This is a genomic window from Streptomyces sp. R11 (assembly GCF_041051905.1).
In the GTDB taxonomy this organism is placed as follows: Bacteria; Actinomycetota; Actinomycetes; order Streptomycetales; family Streptomycetaceae; genus Streptomyces.
In genome coordinates, this window is the sequence record NZ_CP163432.1 from 8263197 (window position 1) to 8285274 (window position 22078).

At 71.6% G+C, this 22078-nt stretch carries 21 protein-coding genes; 11 read left to right on the top strand and 10 right to left on the bottom strand.

Features of this window, described 5'->3' with window-relative positions; translation table 11 throughout:
* Positions 1–109: 109 nt before the first annotated feature.
* Both AB5J55_RS38320 and AB5J55_RS38325 read left to right on the top strand, forming a co-directional pair.
* A complete protein-coding gene (locus tag AB5J55_RS38320; RefSeq protein WP_369275036.1) occupies positions 110–1447 on the top strand; it encodes a gluconate:H+ symporter in 1338 nt (445 codons plus the stop codon).
* A 36-nt stretch (positions 1448–1483) separates the two neighbouring features.
* Positions 1484–2812, top strand: coding sequence for an enolase C-terminal domain-like protein (locus AB5J55_RS38325; RefSeq protein WP_369275037.1), 1329 nt, complete (start codon positions 1484–1486; stop codon positions 2810–2812).
* A 14-nt stretch (positions 2813–2826) separates the two neighbouring features.
* Here the strand turns inward: AB5J55_RS38325 and AB5J55_RS38330 are convergent, their stop codons facing one another.
* Positions 2827–3270: a PaaI family thioesterase gene (locus tag AB5J55_RS38330; protein ID WP_369275038.1), complete on the bottom strand. Its 444-nt coding sequence runs from the start codon at positions 3268–3270 to the stop codon at positions 2827–2829.
* Between the two features lie 99 nt (positions 3271–3369).
* On the opposite strand from AB5J55_RS38330, the gene AB5J55_RS38335 reads away from it, so the two are divergent.
* The 3 genes from AB5J55_RS38335 to ppk2 all read left to right on the top strand — a co-directional run bounded on the left by AB5J55_RS38335 (position 3370) and on the right by ppk2 (position 5279).
* Entirely contained in the window at positions 3370–3798 is a 429-nt protein-coding gene (locus AB5J55_RS38335) for a MarR family winged helix-turn-helix transcriptional regulator (RefSeq protein ID WP_369275039.1), read from the top strand.
* Positions 3799–3826: 28 nt separating this feature from the next.
* Complete coding sequence (locus AB5J55_RS38340; protein WP_369275040.1) at positions 3827–4291, top strand: SRPBCC domain-containing protein; 465 nt, start codon at positions 3827–3829, stop codon at positions 4289–4291.
* Between the two features lie 73 nt (positions 4292–4364).
* Positions 4365–5279: a polyphosphate kinase 2 gene (gene ppk2 / locus AB5J55_RS38345; RefSeq protein ID WP_369275041.1), complete on the top strand. Its 915-nt coding sequence runs from the start codon at positions 4365–4367 to the stop codon at positions 5277–5279.
* Here ppk2 and AB5J55_RS38350 read toward each other — a convergent pair.
* From AB5J55_RS38350 to AB5J55_RS38370, 5 genes are all read right to left on the bottom strand, one after another.
* Complete coding sequence (locus tag AB5J55_RS38350; protein WP_369275042.1) at positions 5257–5643, bottom strand: luciferase family protein; 387 nt, start codon at positions 5641–5643, stop codon at positions 5257–5259. The genes ppk2 and AB5J55_RS38350 overlap by 23 nt on opposite strands.
* Positions 5644–5730: 87 nt before the next feature.
* Positions 5731–6651 carry a YceI family protein gene (locus AB5J55_RS38355; protein ID WP_369275043.1) on the bottom strand — a complete coding sequence of 307 codons (921 nt, stop codon included), beginning with the start codon at positions 6649–6651 and terminating at the stop codon, positions 5731–5733.
* Between the two features lie 57 nt (positions 6652–6708).
* On the bottom strand, positions 6709–7791 hold the full coding sequence (locus AB5J55_RS38360; RefSeq protein ID WP_369275044.1) for a maleylacetate reductase: 1083 nt from the start codon (positions 7789–7791) through the stop codon (positions 6709–6711).
* The gene (locus AB5J55_RS38365) at positions 7788–8651 is read right to left on the bottom strand and encodes an intradiol ring-cleavage dioxygenase (protein ID WP_369275045.1); all 864 of its coding nucleotides are present in this window, start codon (positions 8649–8651) and stop codon (positions 7788–7790) included. The genes AB5J55_RS38360 and AB5J55_RS38365 overlap by 4 nt, the downstream gene beginning before the upstream one ends.
* Before the next feature lie 100 nt (positions 8652–8751).
* Positions 8752–10491: an FAD-dependent oxidoreductase gene (locus AB5J55_RS38370; RefSeq protein WP_369275046.1), complete on the bottom strand. Its 1740-nt coding sequence runs from the start codon at positions 10489–10491 to the stop codon at positions 8752–8754.
* 216 nt (positions 10492–10707) lie between these two features.
* On the opposite strand from AB5J55_RS38370, the gene AB5J55_RS38375 reads away from it, so the two are divergent.
* Entirely contained in the window at positions 10708–12495 is a 1788-nt protein-coding gene (locus tag AB5J55_RS38375) for a helix-turn-helix domain-containing protein (protein WP_369275047.1), read from the top strand.
* A gap of 23 nt (positions 12496–12518) precedes the next feature.
* On the opposite strand, the gene AB5J55_RS38380 is transcribed toward AB5J55_RS38375, so the two are convergent.
* Positions 12519–13064 (bottom strand): hypothetical protein, encoded by a 546-nt coding sequence (locus AB5J55_RS38380; protein WP_369275048.1) that lies wholly within the window; start codon positions 13062–13064, stop codon positions 12519–12521.
* 307 nt (positions 13065–13371) lie between these two features.
* Between AB5J55_RS38380 and AB5J55_RS38385 the strand changes: the two genes are divergently transcribed.
* The 4 genes from AB5J55_RS38385 (at position 13372) to AB5J55_RS38400 (ending at position 18166) form a co-directional block, all read left to right on the top strand.
* Positions 13372–14538, top strand: coding sequence for an FAD-dependent oxidoreductase (locus AB5J55_RS38385; protein WP_369276408.1), 1167 nt, complete (start codon positions 13372–13374; stop codon positions 14536–14538).
* Positions 14539–14657: 119 nt separating this feature from the next.
* On the top strand, positions 14658–16775 hold the full coding sequence (locus AB5J55_RS38390) for a molybdopterin cofactor-binding domain-containing protein (protein WP_369276409.1): 2118 nt from the start codon (positions 14658–14660) through the stop codon (positions 16773–16775).
* A 19-nt stretch (positions 16776–16794) separates the two neighbouring features.
* Positions 16795–17250, top strand: coding sequence for a (2Fe-2S)-binding protein (locus tag AB5J55_RS38395; protein ID WP_369275049.1), 456 nt, complete (start codon positions 16795–16797; stop codon positions 17248–17250).
* A 49-nt stretch (positions 17251–17299) separates the two neighbouring features.
* Positions 17300–18166, top strand: a complete 867-nt coding sequence (locus AB5J55_RS38400; RefSeq protein WP_369275050.1) for a fructosamine kinase family protein — start codon at positions 17300–17302, stop codon at positions 18164–18166.
* A gap of 34 nt (positions 18167–18200) precedes the next feature.
* Here the strand turns inward: AB5J55_RS38400 and AB5J55_RS38405 are convergent, their stop codons facing one another.
* Positions 18201–19094 (bottom strand): hypothetical protein, encoded by an 894-nt coding sequence (locus tag AB5J55_RS38405; protein WP_369275051.1) that lies wholly within the window; start codon positions 19092–19094, stop codon positions 18201–18203.
* Positions 19095–19203: 109 nt separating this feature from the next.
* Positions 19204–20397: a CaiB/BaiF CoA transferase family protein gene (locus AB5J55_RS38410; protein ID WP_369275052.1), complete on the bottom strand. Its 1194-nt coding sequence runs from the start codon at positions 20395–20397 to the stop codon at positions 19204–19206.
* Between the two features lie 133 nt (positions 20398–20530).
* On the opposite strand from AB5J55_RS38410, the gene AB5J55_RS38415 reads away from it, so the two are divergent.
* Positions 20531–21463, top strand: a complete 933-nt coding sequence (locus tag AB5J55_RS38415) for an NADP-dependent oxidoreductase (RefSeq protein ID WP_369275053.1) — start codon at positions 20531–20533, stop codon at positions 21461–21463.
* Between the two features lie 17 nt (positions 21464–21480).
* Here AB5J55_RS38415 and AB5J55_RS38420 read toward each other — a convergent pair whose 3' ends face one another.
* A complete protein-coding gene (locus AB5J55_RS38420) occupies positions 21481–21939 on the bottom strand; it encodes a MarR family winged helix-turn-helix transcriptional regulator (RefSeq protein WP_369272146.1) in 459 nt (152 codons plus the stop codon).
* Positions 21940–22078: the final 139 nt, after the last annotated feature.

Consider the following 22078-nt stretch of genomic DNA (forward strand, 5'->3'; position numbering starts at 1 on the left):
ACCATCCATGAACATAATCTCCGTCTTCATATGTAGACGACGTCTTCATGTGAGGACCCCGTTCAGCGGGTTGAACATAGGCGGCCGGCGTTCAAAGGAGAACTGACATATGCCGCTCGTGGTGGTCGGGATCAGCGTCCTGGTCCTGCTCGTCCTGATGACCAAACTCCGGCTGAACGGCTTCGCCGCTCTGCTCCTGGTGGCGGTGGGCGTCGGCCTGGTCCAGGGGATCGGGCTGGAGAAGATCCCGGACGTCCTCGCCGAGGGCATCGGCGACCAGATCGGCGACACCATGCTCACCATCGGGCTCGGTGCCATGGTCGGCCGAGTGATGGGGGACTCCGGTGCCGCCCAGCGAATAGCCGGCCGGCTTCTCGACGTGTGCGGGCCGCGCTGGGTGCAGGTGGCCATGGTGCTGACGGCCATGCTCATCGGCGTCACGATGTTCTACGAGGTGGCCTTCGTCATCATCGTGCCCATCGCCTTCACCCTCGTCCGGGTCACTCGCGCCAACCTGCTGTGGGTGGGGCTGCCCATGTCGATCGCCCTGTCCACCATGCACAGCTTCCTGCCGCCACACCCGGGCCCCACCGCGGTGGCCGCCACCTTCCACGCGTCCGTCGGACTCACCCTGTTCTACGGCCTGTTCATCGCCGTACCGGTCGGCGCGTTCATCGCCCTGCTGTGGCCGCGCCTCCCCTTCGTCCGGGCGATGAACCCCGCCATCCCCAAGGGCCTGGTCAGCGACCGGGTCTTCGAGGACGACGAGATGCCCGGCATGGGCTGGTCGCTCTCCGTCGCCCTGCTCCCTGTGGTCCTGATCGCCGGCGCCGCGGTGACCGACCTGGCCTCCTCCGGCGACAACGGCCTGCTGCACTTCATCGCCTTCATCGGATCCGCGCCGATCGCCCTCCTGCTCACCCTGCTCGTGGCGGTCTGGGCGTTCGGCCCGCGCATCGGCCGCAGCCTGGCCGAGGTCAGCGCCTCGTGCAAGGAGGCCGCCCAGGCGATGGCGATGATCCTGCTCGTCATCGGCGCGGGCGGCGCCTTCAAGAACGTCCTCGTCGAGGGCGGCATATCCGACTACATCAGGGACGCCACCGACGGCTGGTCGATCTCCCCGATCCTCCTGGCCTGGCTGATCGCGGCCATCCTCCGCATCGCCCTCGGCTCCGCGACCGTCGCCGTCGTCACCGCCTCCGGTGTGGCGCTGCCCCTGCTCGCGGGCAGCGGCGTCCACCCCGAGGTGATGGTGCTCGCCGTCTCCTGCGGCTCGATCGCCTTCTCCCACGTCAACGACCCGGGATTCTGGATGTTCAAGGAGTACTTCAACCTGTCCGTCCTCGACGCGATCAAGGCGCGCACCACGTACACGACGGTGCTCGCACTCCTCGGCCTGGGCGGCGTACTGGTCCTGGAACCCGTCCTCGACGCCCTCAGCATCTGACTGCCCACCCCCTCACGAGAACGGCATCCGCCAGTCATGACCCAGCCCGTCGTCACCCGCTTCTCCGTCCATCCGGTCGCCGGCCACGACTCGATGCTCCTCAACCTCTCCGGCGCGCACGCCCCGTACTTCACCCGCAACGTCGTCGTCATCGAGGACTCCGAAGGGCGTACGGGACTCGGTGAGGTGCCCGGCGGCGAGAAGATCACCCGCACCTTGCGCGACGCCGAACCCCTCGTCGTCGGAGCGCGCGTGGGCGACTACAAGCGCGTCCTGAGCGCCATCGGGTCCACCTTCGCCGACCGCGACACGGGAGGTCGCGGCACCCAGACCTACGACCTGCGCACCACCGTCCACGCGGTCACCGCCGTCGAGTCGGCCCTCCTCGACCTGCTCGGCCAGCACCTCGAAGTCCCGGTCGCCGCCCTCCTCGGCGACGGGCGACAGCGCGACTCCGTACGGGTACTCGGCTACCTCTTCTACGTCGGCGACCCGGACCGGACCGACCTGGACTACGTCCGCGCACCCGACGCCGACGTCGACTGGTACCGCCTCCGGCACGAGGAGGCGCTGACCCCCGAGGCGATCGTGCGGCAGGCCGAGGCCACCTACGACCACTACGGCTTCCGTGACTTCAAGCTCAAGGGCGGTGTCCTGCCCGGCGCGGAGGAGGTCAAGGCCGTCACCGCGCTCAAGGACCGCTTCCCCGACGCGCGGATCACCCTCGACCCCAACGGCGCCTGGTCACTGCACGAGGCGGTCGAGCTGTGCCGCCCCCTCCTCGGCACCCTCGCCTATGCCGAGGACCCCTGCGGGGCCGAGGGCGGCTACTCGGGGCGCGAGATCCTCGCGGAGTTCCGCCGGGCCACCGGGCTGCCCACGGCGACCAACATGATCGCCACGGACTGGCGCCAGCTCACCCACGCCCTCGCCCTGCAGTCGGTGTCCATTCCGCTCGCCGACCCGCACTTCTGGACCATGCAGGGGTCGGTGCGTGTCGCCCAGCTGTGCAACGCGATGGGGCTGACCTGGGGTTGCCACTCCAACAACCACTTCGACATCTCCCTGGCGATGATGGCCCACTGCGGAGCGGCCGCACCCGGTGAGTACAACGCCCTGGACACGCACTGGATCTGGCAGGAGGGGCTGGAGCGTCTCACCGTGGAGCCGCCGACGATCGCCGGCGGCGAGGTCGCCGTACCGGACACCCCCGGACTGGGCATCCGCCTGGACATGGACCGACTCCTGGCAGCACACGAGCTCTACCAGGAGAAGGCGCTGTCGGGCCGGGACGACGCCGTCGGCATGCGATACCTGATCGACGGCTGGACCTTCGACGCGAAGCGGCCCTGTCTCGTGCGCTGAATTGCAGGGTGCCGTCAGGCGCCGCGCTCGCTGTCGGGGGCCGGTTCGGTGACCGCGATGCTGCCCTGCGCCACGGCGCACAGCGTCGTGGCGCCGTCGGCGGCGACCGTCGTCAGATCGCAGCGGCACACCGCACGCGTACGGCCGGCCCGGATCACCCGGGCGTGGGCGCGCAGGGTCTCGCCCTTGGCGGGGCGCAGGAAGTCGATGGTGAAACCGGCGGTCATCACACCGAAGCCGACCGCGGCGCCCGCGGCGAACGACAGCGCGTTGTCCGCCGCGTAACCCAGCAGACCGCCGTGGGCGAAGCCGTGCTGCTGCAGCAGATCCTCACGGAGGTCCAGTTCGAGTGTCGCCTCGCCGTCGCCGAAGGCCGTGAGCCTGGCACCCAGCAGCACGCTGAAGGGTTGGGCGGCCAGCACCTTGCGGGCCAGGGGCAGATCGAGGGTGTTGTCCACGAGACCACCGTCCACCGTCGTCGTAGGTCACTTCAACACAGTCACTTCAGTAGTGAAGTGAGGATGGTGTCGTCCTGTCCCGTCTGTCAACATCGGTCCATGCCCGAGCCCGATCAGCGTCTGTTCTTCCTGCTCCAGCGGGCGGCGCACCAGATGCGCACCGCCACCGACCGGCGCCTGCTGGCCACCGCCGGGATCACCACGGCCCAGCTCGGAGCGCTGTTCGCGGTCCGTGACGAGCCGGGCATCACCCAGCAGGCGCTGGCCCGCACCCTCGGGCTGCGCGAGTCCGCGGTCACCGGACTGGTCGGCCGGCTCACCGCGGCCGGTCTGGTCGCCAAGCAGGCGCATCCGCGGGAACACCGCGCCGTGGTACTGGAGTTGACCGACGACGGGGCCGCCGCACTCGACGCCGCGCAGCCGGAGGTCGACCGGTTCAACGCCGACGCGCGGGCGTTGCTGGGCGAGGACGGGTTCGCGCGGACGGCGGCGGCGATGCGCGCACTGGCCTACTGGGAGTCCCCCTGACCCGTATGCCCGCCGCTATCGTGAGGCCATGTACTCGACGCGGGTCTCCTGGCATGTGAACGCCTCGCGCGCGGCCGTCTATCGGGCGCTGCTGGACGCGGACGCCGTCGAGAAGTGGCGGGTTCCGGACGGCATGAGCGGGCACGTGCACGAGTTCGAGGGGCGCGAAGGCGGGGCGTTCCGGGTCTCGCTCACCTATGACCTGCCGACCGGCACCGGGAAGTCGGACGCGCACACCGACACGTATCACGGCCACTTCGTGCGGCTCGTGCCGGACGAGCAGGTCGTCGAGGAGGTCGAGTTCGAGACCGACGACCCGGCCCTGCGCGGCAGGATGACGATGACCACCACCCTCACGGACGCCGACGGCGGCACGGACGTCCTCGTCGTGCACGAGGGGATCCCCGACGTGGTGCCGGCCGCGGACAACGAGACCGGCACGCGGATGGCGCTGGCCAACCTCGCCCGGCTGGTCGAAGCGGGATCACCGTGATCATTCCGGGAGTTACGTGATCTTTGCCTGGGGTTCGCCGCCCGTATGAAAGCGCTCGCTTTCATGGGTATGCATGGACACCGAACTGCTGTCAGGGTTGCGCGTCGACTACACCGACCAGGACGACCCCGTGCTGATCCGGCCGGACGGAAGTCCGGTGGACACGTGGCGCGAGAACTACCCGTACGACAAGCGCATGGAGCGCCCGGAGTACGAGTGGCACAAGCGGCTGCAGCAGATAGAACTGCTGAAGCTGCAGAGCTGGATCAAGGAGACCGGCCGTCGGCTCGTCATCGTCTTCGAGGGACGGGACGCGGCCGGCAAGGGCGGCACGATCAAGCGGTTCACCGAGCATCTCAACCCGCGCGGCGCCCGGGTGGTGGCGCTGGAGAAGCCGACCGAGCGGGAGCGCGGGCAGTGGTACTTCCAGCGGTACGTCGAGCATCTGCCCACCGCGGGCGAGATCGTGCTGTTCGACCGGTCCTGGTACAACCGGGCCGGCGTGGAACGGGTGATGGGCTTCTGCACGGATGACGAGTACCGGCGCTTCATGCGGCAGGCGCCTGCCTTCGAGCGCATGCTCGTCGACGACGGCGTCGACCTGATCAAGTTCTGGTTCTCGGTGTCCCAGGGCGAGCAGCGCACCCGGTTCACCATCCGCCAGGTCGATCCCGTACGGCAGTGGAAGCTCAGCCCGATGGACCTCGCGTCGCTGGACCGCTGGGACGACTACACCGCCGCCAAGGTCGCCATGTTCCGTGAGACGGACACCGAGCACACGCCCTGGACCGTGGTGAAGAGCAACGACAAGAAGCGTGCGCGCGTGGAGGCCATGCGCAGTGTGCTGGCCCGCTTCGACTACAACGACAAGGACGAGGAAGTCGTCGGTACCGCCGACCCCCGGATCGTCGGCGCGGCCGCGGGCCTGTTGGAGGCGGGGGAGGACGACTCCTGGGCCCCAGGCCCTAGCGGCGGTGCAGCACCGTGACCCGGCGGAAGTTGCACTCGTCCCCTGCCGGACGCTTCCCGGCAGGGGACGGCATGTTCTGATGGGCCTTGAGCGCTGCGCTGACCAGGCTCATCAGCAGATCGACGTCCGTGTCGCAGTCGAGATGCACGGTCACCCAGCCCGAGCCGGGGACCAGCCTGATCGCGGTGGACTCCTGGAGGTCGGCGTGGAAACGTCGGATGGCCGACACCGTCAGGTGCAGGTCCACGTCATGGTCGGAGTGGAAGTGCACGATCTCGCTGTGGACGGAGCGCAGTGCCCGCCCTGCACCGCAACTGGCCGGGCCCGAGCTCAGATCGGGCCAGACTTCCAGTTGCTTCATGGCGCGCTGGGCCAGTGTCATGCCCCCATAGTCACCCGATCACCGCGTCGCAACCAGAGGTTGAGCAATTCGTAACCGTGGCGTGAGGTACCTCTCAGCCATCCTGACCTAGTCGGGAGGGGTCGGCGTGTCATGCGTGCGGTACATCGCCTGGACGTCCAGCTCCAGCTGGACCGTCGGCCCGACCACCGCGATCCCGCGGGCCAGCATGCTGCGCCAGTTCAGGGTGAAGTCCTCCCGGTGCAGCTCGGCCCTGGCCAGCGCAGCACACCGCAGCTCCTCGCCGTAGCCGCCGTTGACCGACCCCAGGTAGGTGGTGTCCAGCTCCACCGAGCGGCTCACACCGTGCATGGTGAGCGACCCCTGCAGCGTCCACTTGGCGCCGCCGCGGAAGGCGAAGCGGGTGCTCGTGAAATCGATGTACGGGTAGCGCTCGACGTTCAGGAAGTCGGCCGAACGCAGGTGGTTGTCCCGGGTGTTGTTGCCCGTGGTGATGCTGGCCGCCTCGATGCGCACCGACACCTGGGAATCGGCCATGTCGGGTGCCACCCGGATGCCGCCGGTGAACCGCTCGAAGCGGCCGTGGACATGGGCCATGCCGACATGCTTGGCGATGAACCGGATCGCCGTGTGGGGCGGGTCGAACAGCCAGGTGCCCGCAGTCGGCAGTTCCAGCTGCCGGCCCGACGTCAGCTGGACCCGCGCGGCGGGCTGCGGAGCACCGGCGACGACGTCCAGCGACTCCCGGTGCGGTGTCAGGCCCTCGGCCGTGATCATGAGGCTGTAGCGGCCCGGCGGGAGCGCGGCGAAGAAGAGGCCGTACGGGTCCGTCGTACCGGACGCCACGACCTCGTGCGAGTCCATCGCGGTCACCGTCACGTCGGCGCCGCGCATCGGCAACCCGACCGGATCCACGACCTCACGGCCCACCACCCCCGCACCGGCCGGCACGGGCAACGGGACGCCCGGCGCTCCTCGCGAGCGTCGACTCCCCCGGGAGTTTCGGCTCCTGAGTAGACCGAGGGGCATGCTGATCACCTTTCTTCCGTCGTGGGGGGATGTTCGTGCGTGGGGGGAGTGGGTGGGTCAACGGGCGTCCGGGGCCGGTGCCGCGCCCTCGTACGCCGCCCGCAGCACGGCGAGTACGCCGTCGGCGGTGACCGGGCGGGGGTTGGCGTACGCCGAGCCCGCGGTCTGCGCGGCCGCAGCCGCCAAGTCCGCCTCGGCGAGGCCCAGTTCGGCGAGCGAGCGGGGTGCGCCGAGGCGTCCCGCAAGTTGCCACAGGGCCGTCGGTGCGTCGGCCGCGTCCAGGGCGCGGGCCACGGCGGCGGCCGCGTCCGGGGCGGTCGGCGCGTTGTGGGCCAGGACGTACGGCAGCACCACCGTGTGCGTCTCGGCGTGCGGGAGGCCGAAGCTGCCGCCCAGTACATGGCACAGCTTGTGGTGCAGGCCCATGGTGGTGGCGCCCAAACAGGACCCGCACAGCCAGGCCCCGTACAGCGCGCGAGCGCGGGCGGCCGACGACGTCGGATCCTCGGCCACGGCCGGGAGCGCCCGCGCCATCGCCCGTACGCCCTCCTCGGCCATCAGCGCGACGAGGGGCGAGGTGTCGGGGGCGTACAGGGCCTCGACGGCGTGCGCGAGCGCGTTGATGCCGCTGGTCACGGAGAGGGGTACGGGCAGCGAGAGGGTGAGCTCGGGGTCGTAGACCACACTGCGGGGCAGCACCTTCGGGTCGCGGCCGGTCCGTTTGGCGCCGTGCTCGGTCAGGCCCCAGACCGGGGTCATCTCCGAGCCCGAGTACGTGGAGGGCACCGCGATCAGCGGCAGTCCGGTGCGCAGGGCGATCGCCTTGCCCAGCCCGATCGACGAGCCGCCGCCCACCGCGACGCACCCGTCGGCGCCCGCCGCGCGAGCCGCCTGGACGGCCACGTCGGCAACCTCGACGGGGACGTGCATCCGCGCCCGGTCGTGCACACCGACGCAGGCCGGACCGAGCGCGTCGGCGACCGCCCTCGCGGTGTCCGAGCCCCGCGTCCCGCACACCACCAGCACCCGCCGCCGCCCCAGCCGCTCGACCTCGCCCGGCGTCGCGGACACCGCGGCGCCGGGCCGGAAGACGACCCGGACGGGCAGGGCGTCGTAGGAGAAGTCGAGGACGTCGCTCACGACGGCTCCAGTACGAGGTCGACGCGCGCGTGCCGGAACGGGCTCTGCACGCCGAACTCCCGTGCCGCGGACGGGTCGTCCACCGGGGCGAAGTCGTTGACCAGGCCCGGCTTGACGGCGAACACCGCGTCCGAGTCCAGGTAGTCGCTGCCCGCCACGAAGATGTGCGTGGTCACCGGGGCGTGTCCGTCGGCCGAGGCGATGAAGTGGATGTGCGCGGGCCGGTAGGGGTGCCGTCCGGTGGCCCGCAGCAGCGCGCCGACCGGTCCGTCCGTCGGGATCGGGTACGGGCTCGGCACGCACGTACAAAACCAGAACCGTCCCTCGCCGTCCGCGGTGAACAGGCCGCGGCCGTTGCCCGGAGGCTGTACGTCCGGCTGCTGCACGTCGTAGAAGCCGTTGCCGTCGGCCTGCCACACGTCGACGACGGCACCGGGCAGCGGGCCGCCGTCCCGGGACAGCACGCGCCCGCTGACCACACACGGTTCGCCACCGCCGACCAGGTCGATGTTCGCGCCGAGCGCGCGCACCGGCGACTCGGTCATGTGGAACGGGCCGAGGACCGTCGACTCGGTGGCGCCGGGACCATGCCGGTCGTTGATCGACTCGACGAGCATCGACAGGCCGAGCACGTCGGACAGCATGATGAACTCCTGCCGGGTCCGGGTGCACGCCTGCCCGGTCGCCGTCAGGAACCCGACCGCCCGCTCCCACTCCTCCTGCGTCAGCCGCGACTCCCGCGCGAAGGCGTGCAGATGCCGGATCAGGCCGGTCAGCAGCTCCCGCAGACGGGGGTCGTCCGTGCCCCGCAGACTCGCGACGACCTCGTCGGTGACCGTGTCCGGCGCGTCACCGGTCATGTCGGCTCCTTCCCGGGCTTCTTGTCGTGCGGCCGCCCGTCCCGCGGCTTCATGCCCTTCTTCGGCTTTCAGTCCTTCTTCGGCTTCCTGGGCGTCCATCTCAACCGTGCCCGAGAATCCGCCGCAGCGCGTCGGTCAGCAACCGCTCGGCGTCCACGGCCGCGTCGGCGTGCCGGAACGCCACGTACCCGTCGGGGCGTACGAGGAGGGCGCCCGCGTCCGAGATCTCGCTCAGGCCGGCCCAGTCGCCGTAGGGGTCCTCGAACTCCCGGCCCGGTCCGATGACGACCGTGGCGATGTCGAGGGGCTGCGCCTCGGCCGCCCGCAGCCACGCCTCGCCGCCGATGCCGGTGAGCAGGGTGAAGCGGCCCTGGCCGACGGTGTCGAGGGTGGACAGGGTCCGGGTCCCGGAGGTGATCCAGGCGTGCGGAAGCTTGGCGCCGGGGCGGGTGGTGGGCTGGTGGTGCAGTTCGGGATCGCGGGTGAAGCCGGGGTCGGGCGTGCCGTCGGGGACGACCGCGTCGGAGGCGTAGCGCTGGTTGAGGTCGACACCGTGCGCGTTGAACTCGTACACCTTGAAGGCGATCGCCTCGCGCAGCGCGGCCCGCTGCTTGGCAGCCGCCTCGGTGGCGTCCTTGCGGGCGGCGATGTTGGCCCACAACTGCTCCGGCGTCTGCGGCGACAGCCCGTCGAGCGCCTCGAAGATCGGGGCGGTCTCGGCGATGGACTTGTTGGCGCGGGTCACGATCTGCCTGCCGACCGGAGCGCGCTCGGCGTCGTAGCTGTCGAGGAGCCGCGGCGAGGCGACGCCGTCGAGGACGAGCTTCAGCTTCCAGGCCAGGTTGTAGGAGTCCTGGATGGACGTGTTGGAGCCGAGCCCGTTGGACGGCGGGTGGCGGTGCACGGCGTCACCGGCGCAGAAGACCCGGCCGTCGGCGTACGTCTCCGCATACATCTCGTTGACCGTCCACGCCGAGGACGACTTGATGGTCACCGGAATCCCGTCGTCGCCGACCAACTGGCGTACGACGGACAGGGCGTACTCCTCGGTGAGGTCCGGGGCGCCGGCGGTCACGTCGTAGCCCCATACGATCAGCCACTCGTTCCAGGGCCGTACGCAGCGCACCAGGCCCGCGCCGATGCCGCCGACCGTGGCGCCGGGCGCGAGGACCCAGTACAGGGTGGAGGGGCGGTGCGCGGTGTACTTGCTCAGGTCCGCGTCGAACACGATGTTGATGCTGCCCGCGACGCCCATCTGGCCGCCCATCGGCAGCCCGGCGTCCTCGGCGACCTGGGAACGGCCGCCGTCGGCGCCGATCAGGTATTTGGCGCGAATCGTGTACTCGTCGCCACGCAGCCGGTCCTCGACGGTGACCGTGACGCCTGCCTCGTCCTGGACGAACGACTTGTAGACCGTGCTGAAGCGGAGGTCGGTGCCGCGCGCGATCGCCGCGTTCACCAGCACCGGCTCCATCAGGTGCTGCGGCATGTCGCACATCCGCGTCGGGCTGGCCAGCTCGTGCGCCGCCTGCACCAGCGGGTCGTTGCCCCAGGAGCGCACCCGGCCGAGCTCCTCGCCGGCCAGGCTCGTGCAGAACGTCGTGTTGCCCATCAGATGTCGGGGCGTCGCCTTGGCGATGACCTCCTGCTCGACGCCCAGATCGCGCAGCACCTCCATGGTCCGCTGGTTGGTGATGTGCGCCCGGGGCGTGTCGGCGAGGCTCGCGTACCGGGTGACGACCATGTTGCGCACGCCGTAGGTGCTCAGCGCGAGCGCGGCCGACGCGCCCGCCGGGCCGCTGCCCACGATCAGTACGTCGGTCTCGACAACGGTGTGCACGACAGAACGCTCCAGGGGGCGAGTCAGGGGTGAGCAAGGAGATGGGCCAGGGACGAGCCCGGATTCGGGCAGGAGCCGAAAATCGAGGACGGACTCATGCCTTTCAAGATCATGGAGCGCTGCGGTCGGTCATGGGTGTCTCAATACGAGACAACCTCCGCCCGCGCAGCCCGCCGTCACCGCGTGCGCGTGGCCCCCGATACGGTGAGGAGCGCCATGACCACCGCGGAACACCCTCCTGCCCTCGCCCCTCTGCGCCACGCCCGCGAACGGTTCCTGACGGGGCGCCCGCTCCCGGCGGGCGTGCCGGACGACGTCGTGGCCGCCTGGCGGCGCGCCCGGTTCTTCGGCGTACGGCCCGATCTCGACGGCCCGGTACGGGAGTCGGCCCACCCCGTCGACTCGCCCCTGCTGGAGGCGGCTCGCCCTGTGCTCGCCCGGATCGCCCCGGCCCTGGACGCCGGACGCTCGGCCCTCGTGCTCACGGACGAACGCCTGAGGGTGCTGTGGTCGACCGGCAGCGCCCCCGGCGACGACACGTGCAGCGACCTGTCCGAGCGCGAGGTCGGCCACAACAGCGCCGCGCTCGCCCTGCGCACCCGGCGCCGGGCCGAGGTGCACGGCCCCGAGCACTTCCTCGACGTGTGGCAGGACGTCTCCGCGGTCAGCGTGCCGCTGCTGTCCCCGGATTCGGAACAGGTGCTCGGCACGGTGACGGTCGCCTCCGGCCTGTGCGCGGGCTGTCGACCGCACCCCGGCGCCGCCCTCGCCGAGGCGGCCGCCGCTGCGGTGGAGGCCGAGCTGCGGGCACGCGCGCGTACCGCGGAACGAGCCCTGCTAGACGCATACGAGCGGGCCGCGCGCGGGCGCGAACGGGCCGTCGTCGCGCTGGACGGGCGTGACCGCCTGATCAGCGAGGCGGCGGCACGCCTTGCCTCGCCGCAGGTGCTGGAGGCGCTGGAGCGGGGAGCGCGGGCGTGGGGGAGGGGGACCGGCGAGTCGTACGAGGTCTCGCTTCCCGAGGACGCCGGGTGCAGCGTCGAGATCACTCCGGTACGGCACGAGGGGCGCGCCGTCGGCCTGGTCGCCGTTCTCGCGCCCCGCTCAGCGGAGCCGGTGCCGACGTGCGTGCCGCGTCCGGAGAGCGAGTTGGTCGGGAACTCGGTGCCGTGGCGGCACGCTGTCGCGCGGGCAACGGCCCTGGCCCGGACTGCGGGACCTCTGCTCGTCGTGGGCGAGCGGGGAACCGGCAAGTCCACGCTGGCCCTCGAACTGCTCGACGGCACGGCCCCATTGGTCGTGGATGCCGCGGAATCACGCGAACTCGGCCTCAACGATGACGAGCGGGGCGAGATCGGGGTTGCCCCGGCCGAAGGCTGGGGGAGCTTGGGCAGGGCCGGTGACCGGCCCCTGCTGCTGCGGCACGCCGAACGGCTCGCCCAGTCCGACGTCGCCGCCCTCAACTCACTCCTGGACGAGCGCCCCGACGTCCACCTGGTCGTCACCTACACGCCAGGAACCTCACCGGGCCCCTGCCTCCAGCGCCTCCTCGACACCCTCGCGGCCCGCTCGGTGACCCTGCCGGCGCTGCGGGAGCGCCCCGAGGACATCCGGGAGTTGCTCCCCGCACTCGCTCCCGGGGCCGCCCCCGGCAGCCCGCCGCTGACCTGGTCGCTGGACGCGCTGCTGGCGCTGGAACGGCATCCCTGGCCCGGCAACGTCACCGAACTCGCCCACCTCGTGAGGGCGTTGGCGCGGCAACGGCGGCTATGCGGACCGGTGCGGCGGAGCGAACTGCCCGATCCCGTCCGGGAAGGACCCGCGGGACGGAACCTCAGTCCGATGGAGGTCGCCGAACGCGCCGCGATCCTGGAGGCGCTGCGCCGCCACGGCGGACACAAGGCGCGCGCCGCGGCGGCGTTGGGCATCGCCCGGGCCACCCTCTATCGGAAGCTGCGGGAGTATCAGGGGCGCGATGCCGCCATCCGGGGCGGGGCGCTCTGATCGCTCCCCGCCCCTGACCGCCCTCAGCGTGCCCCGGTCCAGTTGTGCGCCACGTCGACCACGATCCGGTTGTCGGCCACCCACACGCGGAACGGCAGCCGCGCCCGGACGCCGAGCCCGATCTGCGTGTCCCCTTCGAAGCTGCCGACGAACCGGCCGTCCCTGAAGGTGCGGTACCCCGTGAGGTCCACGCCCTTCAGACGCTGACCGGCCCGCACGGGATATGTGGGCTTGCCGGTGTCGGGGTCGTAGGCGGGCGCGGCCACGCGTACCTCGAGGACGGCTCCGCCGCCGACGGCGATGTGGTTGCCCGAACCGTCCTGGTAGAGGCGGCTGACGTACCTGACGGAGTAGCCGAGGTCGCCACTGCCCGCGCCGGGGACGTCGACGACCATGCGGTCGAAGCAGGCGTGCCGGCCGGTCCGGACGTTCGTCACCGACTCCGTCGTGGCGGCGGAGCGTGTCTCGGCCTGGCTGCCCCAACCGGTGGGGCAGGCCGTGGCGGCCTGAGTGGTGCGGGCGGGGGCCGCGTCGGCAGGGACCGCCGCCACTCCCAAGGTGATGCCCATGAGCGCGACTGTCGCCCATGCCGTTCGCTTTTGTACCATTGCGTCCCCCGGGGAGGCTAACTGTCTGATATCTGGTGAGACACCCGGCTCGCGTAAATGGTTGCACTCCTCGTGAGAGATGGCGGGAATCATCCGGAAGACGGCGCGAGCGCCGATGACCAGCACCCACAGCAGGATGAGGAATGCCGCCACCGTGGGTGCGGCGCCGACCACGACCGAGGTGAAGGAACCGACGTCGGGGCCCGGACGTTCCATGAAGTACCTGGGCGACTCACGGGGGTCGTGTGCGTACGAGTGGGGGAGCGGCGTGGCACAGGTGCTGGTCATCGGGGGCGGAATCGCGGGCGCGGGCGCGGCTCTGGCACTGGACAAGGCCGGATTCGACGTCGTCGTGCACGAGGCACACCCCGACTCCGCCGAGGACATCGGCGCGTTCCTCACGCTCGCGAGCAACGGCATGCGCGCCCTGGCTCAGGTGGACGCCTCGGCCGCGGTGACCGCGATCGGCTTCCCGCTGACCTCGATGCGGGTCCTGGACGACACCGGCACCGAGCTGGCCCAGGTGCCGCTCGGCGAGGCCGGCACCCCGCACCTGCGGTACCGCTGTCTGCGGCGCGGCGATCTCAACTCCGCCTTGCAGGCCGAGGTCGAGCGCAGAGGCATCGGCATCCGGCACGGCGCGCGCCTGATGTCGGTGGTCGAGGGCCCGGGCGGCGTCACCGCCCACTTCGCCGACGGCACCACGGCGGCCGGCGATCTCCTCATCGGGGCCGACGGCCTCAACTCCACTGTCCGACGGCTCATCTCCCCGGACGCGCGGCCGGCTTACGCCGGGCAGTACGTCTGCTACGGCTACACCGACGCCGCACCCGGACCAGCCCGGCCCGGGACCATCACCATGGTGCGCGGCAGCTCCGTCGCCTTCGGGTACGCGGTGTCGCCGGACGGGGAGACGTACTGGTTCGCCCGCGTCACCGACGAGCCCTTGGCCGCCGACACCGTCGCGCAGGGCACCCCAGCCCAATGGCGCGACCTGCTCCTGCCGCTGCTGCGCAAGGACTCCACCCCGGCCGCTGACCTGGTGGCCGCCACCGCCGACCACCTCATGGTCACCAACGCCACCGAACTTCCCACCGGAACACCCTGGCGCTCGGGCCGGACCCTGATCATCGGCGACGCGGCGCACGCGGCGTCCCCCGCCACCGGGCAGGGCGCGTCGATGGCGCTCGAGGACGCCGTCGTCCTCGCCAAGTCCCTGCGGGACGCACCGGACACCGACGCCGCCCTCTCCCTGTACGAGACACTCCGCCGCCCCCGGGTGGAACACAACGTCACCGTCAGCGGCAACATCTCCCGCGGCACCCACACCCCGTCGGGCCCCGGTCCCCGGGGCGCGAGCGCGGACCGGCCGGGCGACGACGAGCTCATGCGGCACCTCGATTGGAGCACCGACCTCTCACAACTCGCGCCGTAGTTCGAAGGAACGACCAACCGGCGCAACCCCGCGGTGCACCGACCCCTCATACAGGTCGAACCAGTCCGGTTCGCGGAGAGGAGCGCCTGTTGGCCCGTCAGTTGTCCCGTCGACAGTTCGTGGTCTATTCGCTCGCGGCGACCACCCTGACCGTCGCGGCACCGCTCGGCTGCGACTCCGCGACCGCGGAGGGCGCCGAGCGGCCCGCGGACGGCGACCGCCGGCCCTCCGACGTCCTGGTCACCGGCACCGACGCGGAGATGCTGGTCCTGGAGGTCACTCCGGCCAACAAGGTCGTCGTACGGCTGCCCCGTGTCGAGGTCGGCCAGGGCGTCACCACCGCCGTCGCGATGATGATCGCCGAGGAACTGGACGCCCGGCTCGCCGACGTCGACATCCCGCTCGCGGATGCCCGCAACGAGGGCAACCAGTTCACCGGCGGCTCCAGTTCGGTCAGTTCGCTGTACGGACCGGCCCGGCAACTGGCCGCCACCGCGCGTGCCAAGCTGGTGACCGCGGCCGCCCGCCGCTGGCACGTCCCGGCGCGGACCCTGCGCACCCGCGGCACGAGAGTCTTCGCACCGGACGGGCGCTCGGCCACCTTCGGCTCCCTGACCAGGAGCGCTGCCCGGATCACACGGCCGGCCGTGCCGACCGATCCCAAGCCGGCGTCGAAACACCGGTTGATCGGGCGGCCCACGACCCGGATCGACGCCCGCGACCTCATCACCGGCAAGGCGAAGTACACCGGAGACCTCACGGTGGCCGGAGCCAGGCCGACCGTCGTGGCCCGGCCGCCGACGATCGGCGGCAAGGTCCTCTCGGTCGACTCAGGGGCGGCCCGCGCCATGCCCGGTGTCCACGCGGTCGTCCAGATCGACGGCGGTGTGGCCGTGATCGCGGAGACCTTCCACCACGCCTTCCAGGCCAGGGACGCCCTCCGGATCACGTGGGCGCCCGGCCCGCTGGCGAACCTCTCCGACTCAGGCATCCGCTCCCGGCTGCGCGCCGCGGTCCCGAAGCTCGGGCCCCCGCCGCGCGGATCGGCGCAGACCGAGGCGGAGTTCGAGTTCGCCTTCGTCAGCCACGCGCCGATGGAGGTCCTCACCGCCGTGGCGGACGTACGCACCGGGCGGGCCGAGATCTGGTTCTCCTCACAGACCCCGACGTCCGCGCGGGAGGACATTGCGTCGCGGCTCGGCCTGCCGGTGTCGAAGGTGCAGGTCCACGTACTGCGCGGCGGCGGCTCGTTCGGGCGGCGGCTGAACCACGACGCCGCGATCGAGGCGGCTCTCATCTCCAAGAAGGCAGGCCGGCCGGTCAAGCTCATGTGGAGCCGGGCCGAGGACATCCGGCACGGCAGGATGCGCCCGGCCTCCCATCACCGGATCCGGGCCAGCCATGCGCGGGGCAGGGTGGTCGCCTTCGCCCACGCGACGGCCTCGGTCAGCGAGTCCTTCGAGGGACAGGGGCTGTCCACGCAGGGCGGCGTGGGTCCCGCTCAAGTCGGCGCGAACTCGGCCGTACGCGCCCCAGCCGCCCCACTCCCCAGCGACAGCGGCCTCTACAACTTCGGCCGCCTCTCCGGGAACTCGGGCTCGGTCGACCTGGCCATGCCCCTCGGCGCCTGGCGCTCGGTGGACTCCGGCACGGTGCGCACCGCCGAGGAGATCGTCGTCGACGAGATCGCCCGCAGCCTCGGCCAGGACCCCGTCGCCTTCCGCCGTACGACACTGCGGAGCAAGACCGTCAGGGCTGTACTGGACAAGGTCGCGACCGCCGGGAAGTGGGGCCGGACCATGCCGAGGGGGCACGCGCAGGGTGTCGCGGTCCACGAGGAGTACGACTCCTGTGTGGCCTGCCTGGTCGAGATCGACGCCGTCGACCCGAAGAACCCCCGGGTGACCAAGGTGGTGATGGCGGCCGACGTAGGAACGGCAGTCAACCCGCGTGGCCTGGAGGCGCAGCTCATGGGCACGGCCGTCGACGGCATCTCCACCATCCTCCGAGCCGGCCTGCACATCGACCGGGGCGCCGTCCGGGAGAGCAGCTTCGCCGACTTCCACTACGCCCGCCAGCAGCACGCCCCGCTGCACTTCGAGGCGCACGTCATGCCCTCCCGGCGTGCTCCCGGCGGCGCCGGTGAACTCGGCGTCCCGGCCGCGTCCGGCGCCGTCGCCAATGCCTACGCACGGGCGACCGGCACCGAGCCGCGCCGTTTCCCCCTCAACTTCTGAGCCACCCGAGAAGGTACCGATGCCGTCCTACTCCTTCACCCTCAACGGCAAGCGGGTCACCGTCGAGGCGCCCGCCGACATGCCCCTGCTGTGGGTGCTGCGCGACCTGCTGAACGTCACCGGCCCCAAGTACGGCTGCGGCGTGGGCGCCTGCCGTGCCTGCACCAGCCATCTCGACGGCGACGAGATCCAGCCCTGCGTCGTCCCGGTCGCCGACTGCGCCGACCGTGCGGTCACCACCATCGAGGGCCTGGCCGACGGCGACCGGCTCCACCCCGTCCAACAGGCCTGGCTCGACTGCGACGTCGCCCAGTGCGGCTTCTGCCAGCCGGGCCAGATCATGGCCACGGCCGCGCTGCTGAAGAAGACACCCCGGCCGACGGACGCGGACATCGACCGGATCGAGAACGTCTGCCGCTGCGGCACGTACGCCAGAATCCGTGAGGCGATCAAGAAGGCCGCAGCCAACAGCTGACCGAGTGGATGCCTTCGGTACGGCGGGCGGCGGCCGTACCCTGTGGCCCGTGTACGACTCCCTCGACGGCCCCGGCGCCACGGCCGCGCACTTCACCGGCCTTCCGGTCACCGGTGAACGCCGGCTCTCCGGAACGCTCGCCGAAGTCACCCTCGCCGGCGGGCAGGTCGTGATGGTCAAACGCGGCGAAGGCGACGGCGCCGCACAGGCCGAGGCGGCCGGGCTGCGCTGGCTGGCCGACGCCGGCCGGGTCCGTATCCCCGCCGTGCACGGCCAGGACGGGCAGTGGCTGGTCACGGACCGCGTGGCGACCGGCCCTCCCACCGCCGAGGCAGCCGAGCGGTTCGGCCGAGAACTGGCCGCACTGCACGCCACCGGCGCACCGGCGTTCGGCGCCGCACCGCCCGGCGGCCCAGAGCACGCGTACATCGGGCTCGCCCCGATGCGCAACGTCACCGCCCCGGACTGGCCACGCTGGTATGCCGAGCACCGGGTGCTGCCGTATCTGCGCCGCGCTGTGGACGAGGGCACGGTCCGCAGCGCGGAGGCGTCCGTGATCGAGCGGGCCTGCGAGCGGCTCCCCGAGCTGGCGGGCCCCGCCGAGCCGCCCGCCCGGCTGCACGGCGACCTGTGGAACGGCAACGTCCTGTGGGGCGCCGACGGGCACGTCTGGCTGATCGACCCGGCCGCACACGGCGGCCACCGTGAGACCGACCTCGCCATGCTCCACCTCTTCGGCTGCCCCCACCTGGACCGGATCCTGGACGGCTACCAGGGCGCGACCCCCCTCGCCGCCGGCTGGTCCGACCGGATCGCCCTCCACCAGCTCTTCCCGCTCCTGGTGCACGCCGTCCTCTTCGGACGCGGCTACGCCGAGCAGGCCGTGGCGGCGGCCGAGGCAGCCCTGAGCAGTTGATGGCGCCTCGACCACAAAAGGCCGTGACGGTCTGTCAGCTCCAGCTGCCCGAAGGTCCGTCGGGGTTCCCCTGCGGCACCGGGCGGCCCGTGAACGCGTCCAGCAGGAGCCGGTCGGCGAGCGGGCGGTCCAGCTCGACGATCACCTTCTTCGCGCGCAGGTCGGAGGTGCACGGGCCGTCCTTCATGCCGACGACGTGGCCGGACAGGACGACGCTGCCGTCCGTCTCCAGCACGTCCACGGCGGGTCCGTCGTCGCAGGAACCGTGGTGGGCCAGCACGGTGACGGAGCGGCCGTCCGCTGCCGTCTCCACCAGCCGGTTGAGCTCCCACAGACCCTCGGAGGGGGTGTCCCGAGCCGGCCCGATGGGCGGCTCGGGAAGCTTCGAGGGCTTCACGGCGACCCGCTTGAGCGGGGTGTCGTAGCCCTCGACGGTGAACAGCCAGGCCGGGACGGTGGCCGGGCCGCGGCTCGTGACCAGCGTCGTCTCGCCCAGCTTCGCCCCGGTCACGACGAGGCGCGGAGCCGGCGCGTCCGTGCGGTCCACCGTCTTGTACGCCTCCTGCGCTCCCATGAGCGGCAGCGTGAGGGAACCGCCGTTCCGCCACGTCACCTTCCCTTCCCGCTGCTTGGAGTCGGGGAGGTCGCCGCGCAGCTCGAAGTTCTGGCGGCCGTAGGCCTCCTTGTCGTCCTCGTTGTGGAAGGCGTCCTCGGGTGGCTGCACCGCGTCCGCCATCGGGTAGTAGCCCTTGCGCCAGGCGTCTGCGGCCGGTGAACCGTCCCAGGCCTCGGCGACCTCGTGGGCGCGGTCCTTCGTCTCCGGGGCCGGGTCCGCGTCGTCGGAGCCTGCCGTGACGGTGCCGCATCCGGCGGTGAGCAGGGCGAGGGCGGTGAGCAGCAAGGCGGTGCGTGAAGCGGTCGTACGCATGGATCCCCCTGAACGGACAGCGGCAGGCACGGGAAGGGCGGTGCCGCAGCCGCCCGACACTGTGACGCACGGAGGGCGGGCCGCGTTCGGTCGCTCAGGGGGCCGGTTGTCAGATCACCGCGTCGGCGCGCAGGGCCTCGATCTCCTCGCCGGTGCGCCCGAGTTCGGTGAGGAGCGCCTCCGTGTGCTCGCCCACCGCAGGCACCGGGTCCATGCGCGCGGGCAGTCCCGCGAGGTCGGCCGGCGGGAGCAGGGCCTGCACCGTCGCGCCGCCGGGCACGGGCACGTCGCGCCAGCGCTCGCGGGCGGCGAGGACCGGGTGGTCCAGAAACGCGGTGACGTCGTTGACCCCGGCGCAGGCGATGCCGATGGACTCCAGCTCCTTGAGGATCTCCTCGGCGTCGGAGCGGGCGCAGCGCTCGGCGACGACGGCGTTGACCTCGTCCCGGTGCGCCACCCGCGCGGAGCTCGTGGCGAAGCGCGGGTCGTCGGTCAGCTCGGTCCGGCCCAGGAACCGATCGCACAGGACGGCCCACTCGCGCTCGTTCTGGATGGAGAACAGCACCTCCTTGCCGTCGGCGGCCGGGTAGGCGCCGTAGGGAGCGAGGGTGGGGTGCTGGGTGCCCAGTCGCGGGGGCTGGGTGCCGCCGTACCGGGTGTAGTTGGCGGGCTGGCCCATCCACTCGGCCAGCGCCTCGAACAGGGAGACCTCCACCGGGTGGGCCGTGCCTGTGGTGGCGCGCGTGAAGAGGGCGGTGAGGATGCCGCTGTACGCGTACATCCCGGCCGCGATGTCGGCGACGGAGATGCCGACGCGCCCGGTCTCGTCAGGGGTTCCGGTCAGCGACACCAACCCGGTCTGGCACTGCACCAGCAGGTCGTACGCCTTCCGGTCGGCCCACGGCCCGGACGTGCCGTACCCGGAGATCGTGCACGGGATCAGCCGCGGCCACCGCGCGCCGAGCGCCTCGACGCCCAGGCCGAGGCGGTCGGCGGCGCCCGGCGCCAGGTTCTGCACGAACACGTCGGCGTCGTCGAGGAGCCGGTGCAGGATCTCGCGGCCGCGCGGATCCTTGAGGTCCAGCGTCAGGGACTCCTTGGAGCGGTTGAGCCACACGAAATAGCTGGAATGACCGTGCACCGTCGTGTCGTACCGGCGGGCGAAGTCCCCCTCGCCGGGCCGTTCGACCTTGATCACACGCGCGCCGAGATCGGCGAGCTGCCGGGTGGCGTACGGGGCGGCCACGGCCTGCTCCAGGCTGACCACGGTGATGCCGGACAGGGGAAGGTGTGGCGCGCTCATGGGGCCATGTGTACGGCCACATCGGAGATCGCGTCAACGCGGGGCCGCCACGACGAATAATGCTAGGCCGCACGACGAATGTAGATGCATATATTGCGTATGCCGGTAATGGTCGTGTGGTTACATGGAGACCATGAAGGCCATCACACTGCAGCGCTACGGTCAGCCCGAGGATCTGAAGCTGGTGGAGCACGCCGACCCCAAGGTGGCTCCGGGCGAGATCCTCATCCGCGTGAAGGCCGCCGGGGTCAACCCCGTGGACTGGAAGCTCGGGGCGGGGTACCTCGACCCGCTCATGGAGACCCACTTCCCCATGATTCCCGGCTGGGACGTCGCCGGAGTCGTCGAAAAGGTCGGCCTGGACGTCGACGAGTACGCGCCCGGTGACGAGGTGTACGGCTATCTCCGCAAGGACTCCGTGCAGCTCGGCACCTATGCCGAACTGGTGTCCGCGCATGTGCGGCTGGTGGCGCGCAAGCCGGCCTCGCTCAGCTGGGAGCAGGCGGCAGGCGTACCGCTGGCGGGACTGACCGCCTACCAGTCGGTCAAGCGCGTGGATGTGCGTGCGGGCGAGACGGTCCTGGTGCACGCCGCGGCCGGCGGGGTCGGCATGTTCGGCGTGCAGATCGCCGTCGCGCTCGGCGCCCGGGTCATCGGCACCGCGAGCGAGCGCAACCACGACTTCGTCCGGGAGCTCGGCGCCGAGCCCGTGGCCTACGGCGACGGCCTGGCCGACCGGCTTCGCGAGCTGGCCCCGGACGGCGTCGACGCGGCGCTCGACTTCGTCGGGGGCGACTCCGTGGACGTGTCCCAGCAGGTCCTCAAGCGCCGTGACCGGGTGGTGTCCATCGCCGACCCGGACGTCCTGGCGAAGGGCGGCCACGTCCTGTGGGTGCGCCCCGACCCGGCCGATCTGACGGCCCTCGGCGAACTGGCCGACGCGGGCCGGCTCGCCGTCCACATCGACCGTGTGCTGCCGCTCGCCGAGGCCGCGGAGGCCTGGCGGATCAGCAGTGCGGGGCGGGTGCGCGGAAAGCTGGTGCTGTCGGTCGGGGGCCAGGCGTAGCGCGAAGCGGGGCGGCCTCAGGCGGGGACGTGAAGCGTCTCGACGGCCCGGACGAGTGGGGCCAGCTCGGGATTGGTCGCGGCCTCGTCGAGGGCTTGGCGCAGTGCCTTGTCGTTGGTGGGCCGTGCCTCGTCGAGGAGCGCCAGGCCTGCTTCGGTGACGTCGGTGTAGATGCCGCGGCGGTCGGTGGGGCAGAGGTAGCGGGAGAGCAGGCCGCGGTCCTCGAGCCGGGTGACCAGTCGGGTGGTGGCGCTCTGGCTCAGGACGACGGCGTCGGCGACCTGCTTCATCTGCAGGTGGCCGCCTTCGCCGCTGTGCTGGCGGCTGAGCACGTCGAGCAGGGAGTACTCCCGCACGCTCAGGTCGTGCCCGGTCTGCAGGGCGCGCTCGATGTGCGCCTCGATCCTCCCGTGCAGCAGGGAGAGAGCGCACCAGCCCTGGGCGAGCGCGGTGAGCGCGGGGTCCGTGGCAGTCATGGCGCCGGAGTCCTCCGTCCCGAGATGAATGACCTCCAGGATAGGCCATCCGTGAAATTTCCGGCGAGTGCGCGTATAGCGCGCATGCAAGCAGTGGCCGGCGACGCCGCCCGAAACTCAGTGGACGCTGAGCCGAGGC